Here is a 14,227-nt window from a genome sequence, read left to right as displayed (position 1 = left end):
GCCGGACGGCGGTACCGGACGGCGGGGACGCCGCCCCGGTGACCCGCCTCACTCCCGGTCGGCCGCCCCACTACCGGGACTCCCCCGACCCCGCGTCCGGCCCCACCCCACGGGCCGGGACCGGCCGGTCAGGGTGCCGACGACGGGGCCGGGAGCGCCGCGCCGCGCCCCGCGGCCGGGGTGCGGCACCCGCGGTTACCGCCGAGTAACCTGTGCCCCGGCCAGCTATCGTGCTGGGCTGCGTGGGCACAGGCGCCCGCGCGCGATCCGCCGCCGGTCCGCGGGCCGGTGGGGACGGCGGCGAGGCCCCTCGCGCACCGTCCGGGCGGACGGAGCAACCGACGCCGCTGGGCGTGGGGAGAGGGAATCATGACGGGCCCCCTGCAGATCGTGCTCGGCACGATCAGCGCGCTGTTCCTCATCGTGGCGGTCGTCTTCGCCTACCGCGCCGTCCGCGCGATGGTGCGGATCATCCGGACCGGGCAACCGGACGCCACCCGCCACGGCCCGGTCGGCCCGCGGCTCAAGACGCTCGCCGTCGAGTCGCTCGGCCACACCCGGATGCTCAAGTGGTCGGCCATCGGCGCCGCCCACTGGTTCGTCTTCGTCGGCTTCTACGGCCTGTTCCTCACGCTGGTCGAGGCCTTCGGCGAGGTCTGGAACCCGGCCTTCCACCTGCCGCTGATCGGCGAGTGGAGCCTGTGGAACCTCTTCGTCGACGTCATCGGCGCCGGCACGGTCCTCGGGATCCTGTACCTGATCTACCGGCGGCAGAAGGACCACCCGCGCCGGCAGGGCCGCACCAGCCGCTTCGCCGGCTCGAACGAGGGCCGCGGCTACTTCGTCGAGGCCGTCGTCCTCACCGTCGGCATCTGCATCCTGCTGATCCGCGCGCTCAAGGTCTCCTCCGGCCTCACCGAGGCGCCCACCTGGTCGCACCCGGTCTCCAGCCTGCTGGCCACCGTGCTGCCCGACAGCCCCGACCTGCTCAGCGTCGTCGCGTTCGTCAAGATCGTCGTCTCGCTGGCCTGGCTCGTGGTCGTCAGCCGGATCCTCAACATGGGCGTGGCCTGGCACCGGTTCAGCGCGTTCTTCAACATCTACTGGAAGCGGAACGACGACGGCAGCGTCGCGCTCGGCCCGCTGCAGCCGATGACCTCGAACGGCAAGCCGATCGACTTCGAGGACCCGGGCGAGGACGACGTCTTCGGTCGCGGGAAGATCGAGGACTTTACCTGGAAGGGGATGCTCGACTTCACCACCTGCACCGAGTGCGGGCGGTGCCAGAGCCAGTGCCCGGCCTGGAACACGGGCAAGCCGCTCAGCCCCAAGATGGTGATCATGGACCTCCGCGACCACCTGTACGCGAAGGCCCCCTACCTCCTCGGCGAGAAGACCGCGTCGGAGACCGCGCCGGACTACGACGTCCTCAAGCCCTCCGACGAGCAGGTCTGGGCGTCGGGCTACGCCCGCATCGAGGGCACCAACGACGCCCAGGCGCACCGCCCCCTCGTGGGCACCCTCGAGGAGGGCGGGGTCATCGACCCCGACGTGCTGTGGAGCTGCACCAACTGCGGCGCCTGCGTCGAGCAGTGCCCGGTCGACATCGAGCACGTCGACCACATCGAGGACATGCGCCGCTACCAGGTGCTCATCGAGTCCAACTTCCCGTCCGAGGCCGGCGTGATGCTGCGCAACCTCGAGAACCGCGGCAACCCCTGGGGCGTCAGCCCGAGCACCCGCGAGGACTGGATCAAGGACATGGACTTCGAGGTGCGGATGGCCGACGGCCCGCTGCCCTACGACGTCGAGTACCTGTTCTGGGTGGGCTGCGCCGGCGCCATCGACGACCGCGCCAAGAAGGTCACCAAGGCCGTCGCCGAGCTGCTGCACACCGCCGGCGTCGAGTTCGCCGTCCTGGGCTCCGGCGAGACCTGCTCGGGCGACCCGGCCCGCCGCATGGGCAACGAGTTCGTCTTCCAGATGATGGCCCAGGAGAACGTGGAGACCCTCAACGGCGTCTTCGAGGGCCGGGTGCCGGGCACCCGCAAGATCGTCACCACCTGCCCGCACTGCTTCAACTCGCTGGGCCGCGAGTACCCGCAGGTCGGCGGCGAGTACGAGGTCGTCCACCACACGCAGCTGCTCAGCCAGCTGGTGGAGGAGGGCCGGCTCACCCCGGTCACCCCGGTGGACCGCAAGGTCACCTACCACGACCCGTGCTTCCTGGGCCGGCACAACAAGGTCTACACGCCGCCGCGGGAGATCCTCGACAGCGTGCAGGGCCTCTCCACCCAGGAGATGCACCGCTGCAAGGACCGCGGCTTCTGCTGCGGCGCCGGCGGCGCGCGCATGTGGATGGAGGAGAAGATCGGCAAGCGGATCAACGTGGAGCGCACCGAGGAGGCCCTCGGCCTCGACCCCGACGTCATCTCCACCGCCTGCCCGTTCTGCATCACGATGCTCTCGGACGCCCTGACGTCGAAGAAGCAGAACGGCGAGGCCGCCGAGCACGTCGAGGTGCTCGACGTCAGCCAGATCCTGCTGCGTTCGATGGCGCCGGCCGGCACCCCGGGCACCGAGCACGGCGCCGAGATCGGCACCGCCGACGACGACGTCGCGGGCACCGGCTCGGCCGCCACCGGTCACGGCCCGCAGGCCTGAGGAAGGCCCCCTCGCCCCCCACCGCTCGCACGCTCGCGGCGGGCCCCTGCGAGGGGGCCGGGTGAACCAGGACGCCGCCGGCGAGGAGGACCTCCTCGCCGGCGGCGTCCGTCGTCTCCGGGGCCGGTGCCGCAGGGCGGCGCTGACCAGCGGATTGGTTGCACCGCACACCCACCAGGCACCATCGGGGGGTGACCCGCACCGCCGCCGCCCCCAGCACCGCCGCCGCACCCGACCGGCGGCGGGGCCTCGTCCTGGTGGCGGTGGCCATCGTGCTGACCGCGGCGAACCTGCGGACGGCGGTCTCCTCGGTGGGCCCGGTCCTCGAGGAGCTGGAGGCGGGGCTCGGCGTCTCCAGCGCGGCCGCCGGCGTGGTGACGACGATGCCCGTGGTCTGCTTCGCCGCGATCGGCTTCGCCGGGCCGCCGCTGGCCGCCCGCTTCCGCGACGCGCACGTGCTCGCCGGTGCCCTGCTCACCATGGCCGCCGGGCTGGTGCTGCGCGCCGTCGTCGACTCCTTCCCGTTCTTCCTGGTGGGGACGGCGCTGGCGATGGTCGGCGGCGCGCTCGGCAACGTGCTGCTGCCCGGCCTGGTCAAGCGCTGGTTCCCCGGGAACACCGGGCTGCTGGTCGGCGCCTACAGCGCGGCCATGGCCATCGGCGGCGCCGTCGCCGCCACGGCCACCGCGCCGATCGCGGCCGCGGTGGGCCCCGACGGGTGGCGGCTGGGGCTCGGCGTCTGGGCGGTGCTGGCCCTCCTCGCGGCGCTGCCCTGGTTCCTCACCCCGCGGCAGCCGGGCAGCTCCCGGGGGGAGCACCGCGCCGTCCGTCTCGGGCCGCTGCGCCGCAGCCCGACCGCGCTGGTCCTGGCGCTGTTCTTCGGCCTGCAGGCGACGCAGGCCTACGTCGTCATGGGCTGGTCGGCGCAGTACCTCCGCGACGCCGGCCTGAGCGCGGCGGCGGCCGGGCTGCTGCTCGGGGTCAACTCCGTCGTGGTCATCCCCGTCAACGCCGTCGCCCCGGCGCTCGCCGTGCGGCAGCGGCTGCAGCGGCCGCTGCTGCTGGGCTTCATGGCCTGCTACGTCGTCGGCTGGGGCGGGCTGTTCCTGGCTCCGCGCAGCGTCCCGTGGCTGTGGATGTCGGTGCTCGCCGTCGGCATGGGGACCTTCAGCATGGTGCTCGCGCTCATCGGCGTGCGCGCCCGGACGGCGGAGACGGTCGCGGCGCTGTCGACGTTCACCCAGAGCTGGGGCTACGTCCTGGCCGCCGCCGGCCCGCTGCTGGTGGGCGTGCTGCGCGGTGTCACGGGCGGCTACACCGGCATGTTCTGGCTCGTCGCCGTCACCACCGTCGGCCTGACGGTCACCGGGTGGCTGGCCACCCGCCCGCGGTACGTCGACGACGAGCTGCCCGGCTGGTCGCCGGCGGCGGTCAGTCCGGCACCGGCCGCGTCTCCGCGCGGCTGAAGTTGCGGTAGGACCGCGACGGGGTCGGCCCGCGCTGGTCCTGGTAGCGGGAGCCGTAGACCGGGGAGCCGTAGGGGTGCTCGGCCGGGGTGGCCAGCCGGAACAGGCACAGCTGGCCGATCTTCATGCCCGGCCACAGCGTGATCGGCAGGTTGGCCACGTTGGACAGCTCCAGCGTGATGTGCCCGGAGAAGCCCGGGTCCACGAAGCCCGCCGTCGAGTGGGTGAGCAGGCCGAGACGCCCCAGGCTCGACTTCCCCTCGAGGCGGGCCGCGAGGTCGTCCGGGATCGAGACGACCTCCAGGGTCGAGCCGAGCACGAACTCGCCGGGGTGCAGCACGAACGGCTCGTCCCCGTCGGGCTCGACCAGGGTGGTGAGGTCGTCCTGCTGCTGCGCCGGGTCGATGTGGGTGTAGCGGGCGTTGTTGAAGACGCGGAAGTAGCGGTCGAGCCGGACGTCGATGCTCGAGGGCTGCACCAGCCCCGCGTCGTGCGGCTCGATGCCGAGACGCCCCTCGGCGATCGCGGCGCGGATGTCGCGGTCGGACAGCAGCATGGCGCGGAGTCTAGGGAGGCCGGCCTCATCCTCCCGGGTCAGACCCGGCGCCCGCCCCCTCCGCCCGGCCGGCCCGCGCGCCGATGCCGTCCTGCTGGCCCGTCGGAGGCCCGCGTTCGCCCGGGCACGCTCCGGGCCGGGAGGAGGGCACGTGTCGACCCTGAGGAGGCGCACCCAGGCGGGTGTGCTGGTGACGGCCCTGGTGGCCGGCTACGCGGGAGCGGCGGCCTACACGGCGCTGGCCGCCCCCGCCGTGGCGGTGGCCGGCGACTTCGGCCCCGGTGACGGACTGACCCGCTACGTGGTCACCGCGACGACCGGGGACGCCACCGGGCTGCTGGAGCCGCTGGCCGCACTGGAGGGCGTGGCCAGCGTGCAGCGCCTCAGCGACGGCCGCGCCCTGGTGGCCACCGGCTCGCTCGACGAGCACGACCTGGCCGCGGTGGACGGCGTGGCCGCGGCCGAGCCCTCCCCGACGGCCGAGGTGTTCGGCACGGTGAGCGACCCCTTCCTGCCGGCCTACGGCTGGCACCTGGACAACACCGGCGGCAACGCGCCGGGGCAGACCGCGGTGCCCGATGCCGACACCGACGCCCCCGACGGCTGGGCCGGCGGCCGCGGCTCGGGCGTGGTGGTCGCCGTCGTCGACACGGGCTACGACTCCGACCACGAGGACCTCGCGGGCGCGCTGTGGACCGACCCGGCCGAGCCCTGCGGCACGCTCGACACCGACCGCGACGGCAGGGCCGGCGACTGCCACGGCTGGAACTTCACGACCAACTCGCCCGACGTCGACAACGGCGCCAACGGCAGCCACGGCGCGAGCGTGTCCGGGACGGTCGGCGCCCGCGCCGGCAACGGCCGCGGCGGCGCCGGCATCGCGCCCGAGGTGACGATCATGCCGCTGGTCGTGGGCAGCGGGAGCGGGGTCGACGTCCTGCTGGGCGCCGAGGCCATCCGCTACGCCGCCGACCACGGCGCCGACGTCGTCAACGCCTCCTGGGGCGGGCAGCTCTCCGGCTGGCCGCTGGAGGTGCTGCGCTCCGCGGTGGCCTACGCCGGCTCCAAGGGCGTGCTGGTCGTCGCCGCCGCGGGCAACGACTCCGCCGACCGCGACCGCAGCCCGGTCTACCCGGCCAACCTGACCGAGCCCAACGTCGTCACCGTCGGCTCGAGCACCGCCGCCGACACGGTGAGCTCCTTCTCCGCCTACGGCGCCACCACGGTCGACCTGTTCGCGCCGGGCAGCCGGGTGCTCTCCACCTGGAACGACGGCGGCTACCGCCTCGTGGACGGCACCTCGTTCTCCTCCCCGCTGGTCGCGGGGGCCGCGGCCCTCTACCGGGCCGCGCTGCCCGACGCGACCGTCGCGCAGGTGCGCCAGGCACTGCTCGAGGACGTCGACCAGGTGGCGGCCTTCCGCGGGCGCTCGGTCACCGGCGGCCGGCTCTCCGTCGCCGGCCTGGCCGACGCCGGGCTCGGAGCGGTCGACTACACGTTCTCCGGGATGACGGCGCCGGCCGGCGTCGTGGCCCCGCGCATCGCGGTGACCGGCACGGCCGCACCGGGCTCGTTCGCCGTCACCCTCGGCCTCGGCATGCAGCACGAGGGGAGCGTGTGGGCCGTGGCCGACGTCCCCGTCGTGCTCGACGGCGCCACTGTGACGACGGACGACGAGGGGCAGGCGACCTTCGCCCTGGGCGCCCGCAGCAGCCTGGCCGGCCTCGAACTGGCACCGACCCTGCCGCTGACCGACGGGCGGTACGTGCTCACCGTCCAGCTCACCCGCGACGGCGCGCCGCTCGGCACCACGCGCGCGGCCCCGCTGCTGGTCGGGTCCGGCGCCCAGGCCGGTCCCGGCACGGGCGGGGACGACGGCGGCGCCGGCACCCCCGACCGCGGCACCACGCCGGGCACCCCACCCGGCACGACCCCGGGCACGACGCCGGGCACCACGCCGGGCACCGGCGACGGCGGCACCGGCGACGGCGGCTCGGGCAGCGGCGACGGCGGCACTCCGGGTACGGGCGACCCCGGCGCCGGCAGGCCCGGCACCGGCACGCCCGACCTCGACGACGACGGCTCGGGCGACGGCGACTCGGGGACCGGCGGCGGCACCCCGGGGACCGATGACCCCGGCACCGGCACGCCCGACACCGGCTCCGGCACGCCGGACAACGACAACGGCTCCGGCGGCTCCGGCGGGTCCGGCGGCTCCGGTGACGGCGGCTCCGGGGAGGGCAGTGCGCCGTCACCCGACGCGCCGGGCACCCCGGCTCCCGGCGGCTCCGGCGGCACCCCGCCGCCGACCGGCAGCGGAGGGACGCCCTCGCCGGGCGAGGGCGGCGAGCTCACCTTCCCCGCCCGCGGGCAGTTCCGGATCACCGGGATCAGCCCGGTGCGGGTGGGCGTGGACGGCGGCACCCCGGTGCGCATCACCGGCGAGGCCCTGCCGACCGGGGCCCGGGTGCTCGTGGGCACGACCGGAGCGGCGCAGGTGGTCCGGAGCACCACGACCGAGCTGGTGTTCCGCGCACCGGCCCGCGTGGTCGGCCGGTACGACGTGACGGTCTTCGCCCCCGACGGCCGACTCCAGGTGCTCGGCCTCGTCCTGGAGTACGTCGACACCACGTCCGGCGGGACCGCACCGGTCCCCGGCCCGGGCGGGGTCACGCCCGCACCGGCACCGGCACCCACGCCGGAACCGGCACCGGCACCTGTTCCGGCGCCGGCACCGGCCCCGAGCCCCGCGCCGGCACCGGATCCGGCGGCCGGCGACCGGTCCGACGTCCGGACCGGCCCGGGTGGCCAGCGCCTGGTGCGCTCGGCCCGCCTGGCCGCGCTCCCGGCGTCGGTGTGGGCGCAGGACTGCTCGACGTCCTGCCGCGGCGTCGTCCTGGACGCCTGAGGGCCCGGACCGGACCGGGGGCCACACCGCCCCCGGTCCGGTCCCGGCCGCGTCCGACGTCCTCACCGGGCCCGCATGTACCGTGACCGGCAGTGCGGCGGCCGGTCGGCCGCCCGGTTCCCGACGTCGGGCGGGGTCCCGGTGCCCCGGCGTGCGCGCGGGAGGGTCGTCCTGGAGGTGCGCGTGTCTGCGGATGCCGCCGTGGGCCCCGACACCGGGAGCGTCTTCGCCGGGGGCAGCGAGAACGGCCGTCTGATGGCCGCCTTCGACTGGTCGGCGACGCCGGTCGGGCCGGTGGCGGGCTGGCCGGCCGGCCTGCGCCACGCCGTCCGCACCGTGCTGGCCTCCCGGTTCCCCATGATCCTGACCTGGGGCCCGCAGTACACGCAGTTCTACAACGACGCCTACGCCACCCTCATCGGCGCCAAGCACCCCGGTGCCATCGGCGACGACCTGCGGGTGACCCTCGCCGAGGGCTGGGCCGCGCTGAAGGAACCGGTCGAGCACGCGATGGCCGCCCGCGAGGCGTCCTGGATCCCCCAGTTGCTGCTGCTCCTCGAGCGCGCCGGCTACCGCGAGGAGACCTACTTCACCGTCTCCCACGCACCCGCCTTCGGCGACGCCGGCGAGGTGGCCGGCATGCACGCGGTCTGCACCGAGGTCACCCGCCAGGTGGTCGCCGAGCGGCGGCAGCGGCTGCTGCACGCGGTGTCCACCGCCGCCGGCCGGCGCGAGGACGAGCGCGACCTCGCCGTGCAGGTCTGCCGGGCGCTGGGCGACGACCCGCTCGACGTGCCCCTCACCGCGGTGTACCTGACGGATGACGGCGGGCGGCTGCGGCGGGCCGCCGTCACCGGGGTGGACGCCGACCGGCTGCCCGCCGTCGCCGCCACCGCCGAGGAGCTGCGCCGGGTGGACGCCGCGGCCCTCGGCGTCGCCGGCGGCCCGTTCGGCGACGCGGTCACCGACGCGGTCGTGCTGCCGCTGTCGGGCGGGGCCGGCCGCGAGCCGGTGGGTGCGCTGCTGGTGGGTGTCAACCCCAACCGGGCGCTGGACGACGAGTACCGCACCTTCCACGAGCTGCTGGCCGGCCAGGTGGCCGGCGCCGTCGTCGACGCGCGGGCCTACGCCGCCGAGCGCGCCCGCGCCGAGGCCCTCGCCGAGCTCGACCGGGCCAAGACGACCTTCTTCTCCGACGTCAGCCACGAGCTGCGCACCCCGCTGACCCTGCTGCTGGCGCCGATCACCGACGCGCTGGCCGAGTCCGGCGGCGGGCTGCCACCCGCCGTCCGCGACCGGCTGACCCTCGCACTGCGCAACGGCCAGCGGCTCAAGCGGCTGGTCGACGACCTGCTGGAGTTCGTCAGCATCGAGTCGGGCCGGACGGCGGCGGTGCGGGTCGGGGTCGACCTGGCCGCGACCACCGCCGAGCTGGCCGGCGTGCTGCGCGCCGCCGCCGAGCGGGCCGGGCTGACCCTCACCGTGGACTGCCCGCCGCTTCCCCGACCGGCCGCCGTCGACCCGCGGATGTGGGAGAAGGTCGTCCTCAACCTGGTGGCCAACGCGGTGAAGTACACCTTCGTCGGCGGCATCGGGGTGCGGCTGCGCGCCGAGGGCGACGACGTGGTGCTGCAGGTCTCCGACACCGGCGTGGGCATCCCCGCCCCCGAGCTGCCCGCGCTCTTCGAGCGCTTCCACCGGGTGACCGACTCCCCGGCCCGCAGCCGGGAGGGCACCGGTCTGGGCCTGGCGCTGGTGCGCGAGCTGGTCGGGCTGCACGGCGGCACGGTGGACGTCGAGAGCGAGCCGGGGGTGGGCAGCACCTTCACCGTGCGGCTGCCCTTCGGCGAGCCCGACACCACCGAGGTCCCGCCGTCGGTGCCGGCCGCCGTCCGCGGCGCCGCGCTGACCCCGTGGGACGACGGCCCGTCCTGGTCCGACCGCCCGGCCGCGCCCACCGGCGTCCTGGGCACCGTGCTGGTCGTCGACGACAACGCCGACATGCGCGCCTACCTGACCCGGCTGCTGGCGCCGTCCTGGACGGTGCGGACGGCGGCCGACGGGGAGGAGGCGCTGCGCGACGTGGCCCGGTCGCGGCCCGACGTCGTGCTGACCGACGTGATGATGCCCGGCGTCGACGGCTTCGGCCTGCTGCGGGCACTGCGCGCCGATCCGGACACCCGCACCGTCCCGGTCGTCATGCTCACCGCCCGTGCCGGGCAGGAGGCAGCCGTCGAGGGCTTCGACGCCGGCGTGGACGACTACCTGGCCAAGCCGTTCGAGTCCGCGGAGCTGCTCGGCCGCCTGCGGTCGGTGCTCGAGCGCTCCCGCGGCCGCCGCGCGCCCGCGCCACCGGCAGCGGCCGCGCCGATCGCGCCGCGGCCGCCCCGCCCCCGCGCCGAGCGGGCCGCCTCCGTCCCCGCGCCGGTCCCGGCCGCGCCCGCGTCGGCGACCGCGTGGCGCTTCCCGTCCACGCCCGCGTCGATCCCGCCGCTGCGGCGCCGGTTGCGCGCCCTGCTGGCCGACGCCGGCCTCGACGAGGACCGCGCCTACGACCTGCTCCTGGCCGCCTGCGAGGCCGCCACCAACGCCGTCGAGCACGCCCAGGACCCGACCGAACCGTTCGTCGACGTGCGCGTCGCGGTGGAGGACGGCGCCGTGGAGATCGCCGTCCGCGACCACGGCCAGTGGCGCGAGCGGACCGCCAGCATGGACCGCGGCCGGGGCTCCATGCTGATGAGCGCCTTCGCCGACGTCGTGGCGACGCCCGGCCCCACCGGGACGACGGTGGTCATCCGCAGCCCGCGCCCCTCCGACGGGGACACCGCGGCCTGACCGGCCCGCGGCTTGCTACGCTGGCGGACGGCCCCAGGGCCACCGCGGGTGTAGTTCAATGGCAGAACATCAGCTTCCCAAGCTGACAGTGCGAGTTCGATTCTCGTCACCCGCTCCACGAAGCCGCAGGTCAGCGCCTGTGGGCCTCCTGGGCGGAACTCTGGAGGACTGCTCGGCAGTCCTCCAGCGCGCCCCTCGTGACCCTCCGAGTCCGCTCGTCAGGTCATGGGCAGGTCACGCTCGAGCGGCCGTAGGCCCAGGTGAGCGCCCCCAGGCTGTGCACAGCCTTCGGGACGGCGGCGGCACCGTGCGGCCGGACCGAGCCGCCGCCGGGTCCGCCTGGCGCGCGCTGACCTCCGGTCCTCCTCCGGTACGGACGGCGCTGCCGAGGATCGCTGGACCACCCCGCCTGTGCCGCCTCCCCCATCGGGAGGAGTCGCGTTGAGTTCGGCCGATCTTGATCCGATATGCCGACCGTGACAGCTCCGCACGATCAACGGGAGCTCGGCGCCGAGGTCCCAGCTGACGCCGTGCCGATGGCTGCTGCCCCGGTCCTGGCCGGCGGACGGGATGACGCGGACGCCGCAGCGGGGGGCAGCGCCGCCGCGGTCGGAGCGCGGCCCGCCGCCGGACCCGTCGTGCAGCGGATCGTGCGGATGCTGCCGTCAGGGCGTCATCTCCCGGACGAGCAGTGGGAACAGCACCACCGCTTCGTGCTGCGGACTCTCGTCGGACTCACCGCGACCGTCATCGCCTACGCCTCCTACGCGCAGCACGGACTCCTGGGCGCGCTCGGTCTCGCCCTGCCGGTGGCGGCCCTGGGTCTCGCCGCCGCCCTGCCGATCCTGACCCGGGGTGAGAAGGCCAACCTGGGCGCCGCCGGTCTGATGACCGCGGCCGCCGTCGTCGTGCACATCTCGGGTGGTCACACCGAGGCTCACTTCCTCTTCTTCGCCCTGCTCCCGCTGGCGGCGCTCTACGCGACGCCCGCGCCGTTCGTCGTGGCCGTCGGTTACGTCGTCCTGCACCACTTCGTCGTCGGCTCGCTGCTGCACGGGTCGGTGTTCATGCACGGCCAGCCGGTCCTGCAGATGGCGCTGCTGCACGCCGTCCTCATCCTCGTGGAGAGCTGGGCCTGCTTCGTCGCCTGGCGGCGCTTCGAGGATCGCCGTGAGCTGGTCGAGCGCCTGGTGTCCGAGCGCACCGCCCAGCTCCGCCGGCAGCACGACGCGCTGGCCCGTCTGGCCGCCGTGGTGCACTCCACGGACGACGCCGTCTACACCGCGTCGCCCGAGGGCCTGATCGAGACGTGGAACCCCGGGGCGGAGCGGCTCTACGGCTACACCACCGCGGAGGTCCTCGGGAGGCACGTCCGTGCCCTGGTCGCACCGGAGATGGAGGACCTCGTCGAGCCGGCGCTCCTGTCCCTCGACCGGAGCTCCAACCTCCATCTCGAACGACTGCACCGGCGCAGGGACGGCTCTGTCTTCGAGGCGCTCATCACCGTCTCCGCCATCCGGGACGCGCACGGTGCGCTCACCGGGCACGCCGCCATCGCCCGGGACGTCACCGCGCAGAAGCGCGCCCGGGCCGAGGCGGTCGACGCCGCGGAGCGGCTCGCGCGCCAGGCCGGCGAGCTGACCCGGCTCGCCCTCCACGACCCCCTCACCGGCCTGGCCAATCGAGCGGTGCTGCAGCAACGGCTCACGGCACGGCTCTCCGCTCGTCGTGACGCCCACAGCGCGGTCCTGCTGCTCGACCTCGACGACTTCAAGTCCGTCAACGACGTCTTCGGTCACGGGGCCGGCGACGCGGTGCTGCTGTCGATCGCGGAGCGGCTCGGTGCGTGTGTCCGGCCGGAGGACACCGTCGCGCGTCTCGGCGGGGACGAGTTCGTCGTCCTCCTCGAGGCGGTGCACGGCCTCGAGGAGGTGACCGCCGTCGCTCAGCGCCTCATCGCTGCCTCGAACGAGCGCGTGGAGTGGGGGGCGGAGGTCTTCCAGGTCGGCTGCAGCGTCGGCATCGCTCTCATCGATCCCGCCGACCGGCGGAGCACCGACGAGGTGGTCCGCGACGCCGACATCGCCATGTACGCGGCCAAGACTGCCGGACGCAACCGCTTCGAGGTGTTCGAGGAGGCCATGCGTGAGGAGGTCGTGGCGCAGAGCCAGCTCTCGCGGGACCTGCGGCGTGCCACCACCGATGGCCAGTTCCTCCTGCTCTACCAGCCCCAGGTCGACGTGGAGTCGGGGCGCATCACCGGCTTCGAGGCGCTCGCCCGGTGGCAGCACCCCGTCCGTGGACTGGTCATGCCCGACACCTTCATCCCCATCGCCGAGGGCACCGGCACCATCGACCTGATCGACGACTGGGCTCTCGAGGAGGCCTGTCGGCAGCTCGCTGCGTGGGATGAAGCCGGACTCCCGCCCTTCCACGTGGCGGTCAACATCTCCGCCCACCGCCTGGCGCGGGGTGATCTCGCGGACGCCATCCGATCAGGCATCCGCTCGACCGGCGTCGACCCGGCCCGGCTGGAGATCGAGATCACCGAGACCGCCACGATGAGCTGCGCCGTCGAGGCTGCTCAGACGCTGCACGACGTCCGGGCTCTGGGTGTCTCCATCGCCATCGACGACTTCGGCATGGGCCACTCGTCCTTCGGCCGGCTCCGGGCTCTGCCGGTCGATCGGCTCAAGATCGACCGCTCCTTCATCGCTGCCCTGCACGAGGACACGGCCACCGGGTCCATCGCCGGTGCCATGGTGGCGATGGGATCCAGCTTGGGCCTGGACGTCGTCGCCGAGGGCGTCGAGACAGAGGGGCAGCTGCAGGTGCTCCGGTCGCTCGGGTGCCACAGCGCGCAGGGCTACCTCTTCGGCCGGCCCCTGCCGGCTGAGGAGGTCGGACAGCTCGTGCGGCGGAGCACGTCCACGGTGGTCCCAGCCGGTGACACCGCTGTGCCGTGACGGCGAGGCAGCTCCCCTGCTGATCCGGAGGAACCCGTCACGACGAGTTGAGCACGGCCGAGTGCGTGGAGTGCCCGGCACGAGCGCCGAGGCTCCTCCGGTACGCCGACGAGGTGCGTGCGGTGGTCGACCAGTGCCCATCCGTCCGATCGGGTGTCGGGTCTGTGGGATCGACTGGCCGCCACGGCGGACGACCGAGACCACTCGGCCGCGTCCTCGAAGCGCGAGCGGCCGGAGGAGTTGCTGGCCGGTCCTGCCCTGATCGAGAGGCTCCGCCACGTCGCCGTGCACCGCGAGACCGCGCGGTGGGCACTCGTCCCCAGCGGCCGCACTGAGCTACCGGCACGCGGCCGACCACCGCGACGACGAGATCGCGCGGGCGCTCGGCACCCTGATGGCCCGGCCCCATCCCGCCCGTCGCGGGCCGAGATCCGCGCGCTCCGGACATGCCATCGAGAGCGCTCAGGTCGCACGGGTCACGAGACGCGACCCGGCGGGCTCGACATCGACCTGACTCGTGCAGTCATCGTGGCGAGTGGCGGCTTCCGAGCTGACAGTGCGAGTTCGGTTCTCGTCACCCGCTCTCCTGCGTCTCCTCGCGCGCTGCGACCACCGTCGACGGCGCGGTGATGCCGTCGACGGCGGTGGAGTCCTACCCGGTGCCCACCCCGAGGCCGTCGCTGCCTGACGTCGCTCCGTCTCCGCATCGACCTGCGGGAACTGTCGTACCTGGGTCGTAGGTTCGGCTCGTGCCCGAGATCGAGGACGACGCGCCGCCGGTGTTCACCGGTGGGCTCCTCGACCTGCTCGTCGCCGGGGCGCCGGAGGTGCA

General features: G+C 74.7%; 6 protein-coding genes and 1 tRNA gene. 6 read left to right on the top strand and 1 reads right to left on the bottom strand.

What is annotated here, in order from left to right; genetic code table 11:
* Positions 1–369: 369 nt before the first annotated feature.
* The gene (locus tag LY71_RS21945; protein ID WP_106281838.1) at positions 370–2,664 is read left to right on the top strand and encodes a (Fe-S)-binding protein; all 2,295 of its coding nucleotides are present in this window, start codon (positions 370–372) and stop codon (positions 2,662–2,664) included.
* Positions 2,665–2,855: 191 nt separating this feature from the next.
* Positions 2,856–4,130 (top strand): MFS transporter, encoded by a 1,275-nt coding sequence (locus LY71_RS21940; RefSeq protein WP_106281835.1) that lies wholly within the window; start codon positions 2,856–2,858, stop codon positions 4,128–4,130.
* On the opposite strand, the gene dcd is transcribed toward LY71_RS21940, so the two are convergent.
* Positions 4,096–4,686, bottom strand: a complete 591-nt coding sequence (gene dcd / locus LY71_RS21935; RefSeq protein ID WP_106281833.1) for a dCTP deaminase — start codon at positions 4,684–4,686, stop codon at positions 4,096–4,098. The genes LY71_RS21940 and dcd overlap by 35 nt on opposite strands.
* A gap of 151 nt (positions 4,687–4,837) precedes the next feature.
* Between dcd and LY71_RS24590 the strand changes: the two genes are divergently transcribed.
* From LY71_RS24590 to LY71_RS21915, 4 genes are all read left to right on the top strand, one after another.
* Complete coding sequence (locus LY71_RS24590) at positions 4,838–7,594, top strand: S8 family serine peptidase (protein ID WP_146146211.1); 2,757 nt, start codon at positions 4,838–4,840, stop codon at positions 7,592–7,594.
* A 183-nt stretch (positions 7,595–7,777) separates the two neighbouring features.
* Positions 7,778–10,429: an ATP-binding protein gene (locus LY71_RS21925; RefSeq protein WP_245888227.1), complete on the top strand. Its 2,652-nt coding sequence runs from the start codon at positions 7,778–7,780 to the stop codon at positions 10,427–10,429.
* A 44-nt stretch (positions 10,430–10,473) separates the two neighbouring features.
* A tRNA-Gly gene (locus tag LY71_RS21920) sits at positions 10,474–10,547 on the top strand.
* A 595-nt stretch (positions 10,548–11,142) separates the two neighbouring features.
* Positions 11,143–13,395, top strand: a complete 2,253-nt coding sequence (locus LY71_RS21915) for a putative bifunctional diguanylate cyclase/phosphodiesterase (protein ID WP_170121440.1) — start codon at positions 11,143–11,145, stop codon at positions 13,393–13,395.
* Positions 13,396–14,227 lie beyond the last annotated feature (832 nt).

Source organism: Geodermatophilus tzadiensis, from assembly GCF_003002915.1.
Classification (GTDB): domain Bacteria; phylum Actinomycetota; class Actinomycetes; order Mycobacteriales; family Geodermatophilaceae; genus Geodermatophilus; species Geodermatophilus tzadiensis.
This window is presented reverse-complemented; position numbering and strand designations above follow the sequence as displayed.

What these genes read in the sequence shown, in the direction of transcription:
- dcd (WP_106281833.1), bottom strand. Translation starts at nt 4,686, where the DNA reads ATGCTGCTGTCCGACCGCGACATCCGCGCCGCGATCGCCGAGGGGCGT.
- LY71_RS21945 (WP_106281838.1), top strand. Translation starts at nt 370, where the DNA reads ATGACGGGCCCCCTGCAGATCGTGCTCGGCACGATCAGCGCGCTGTTC.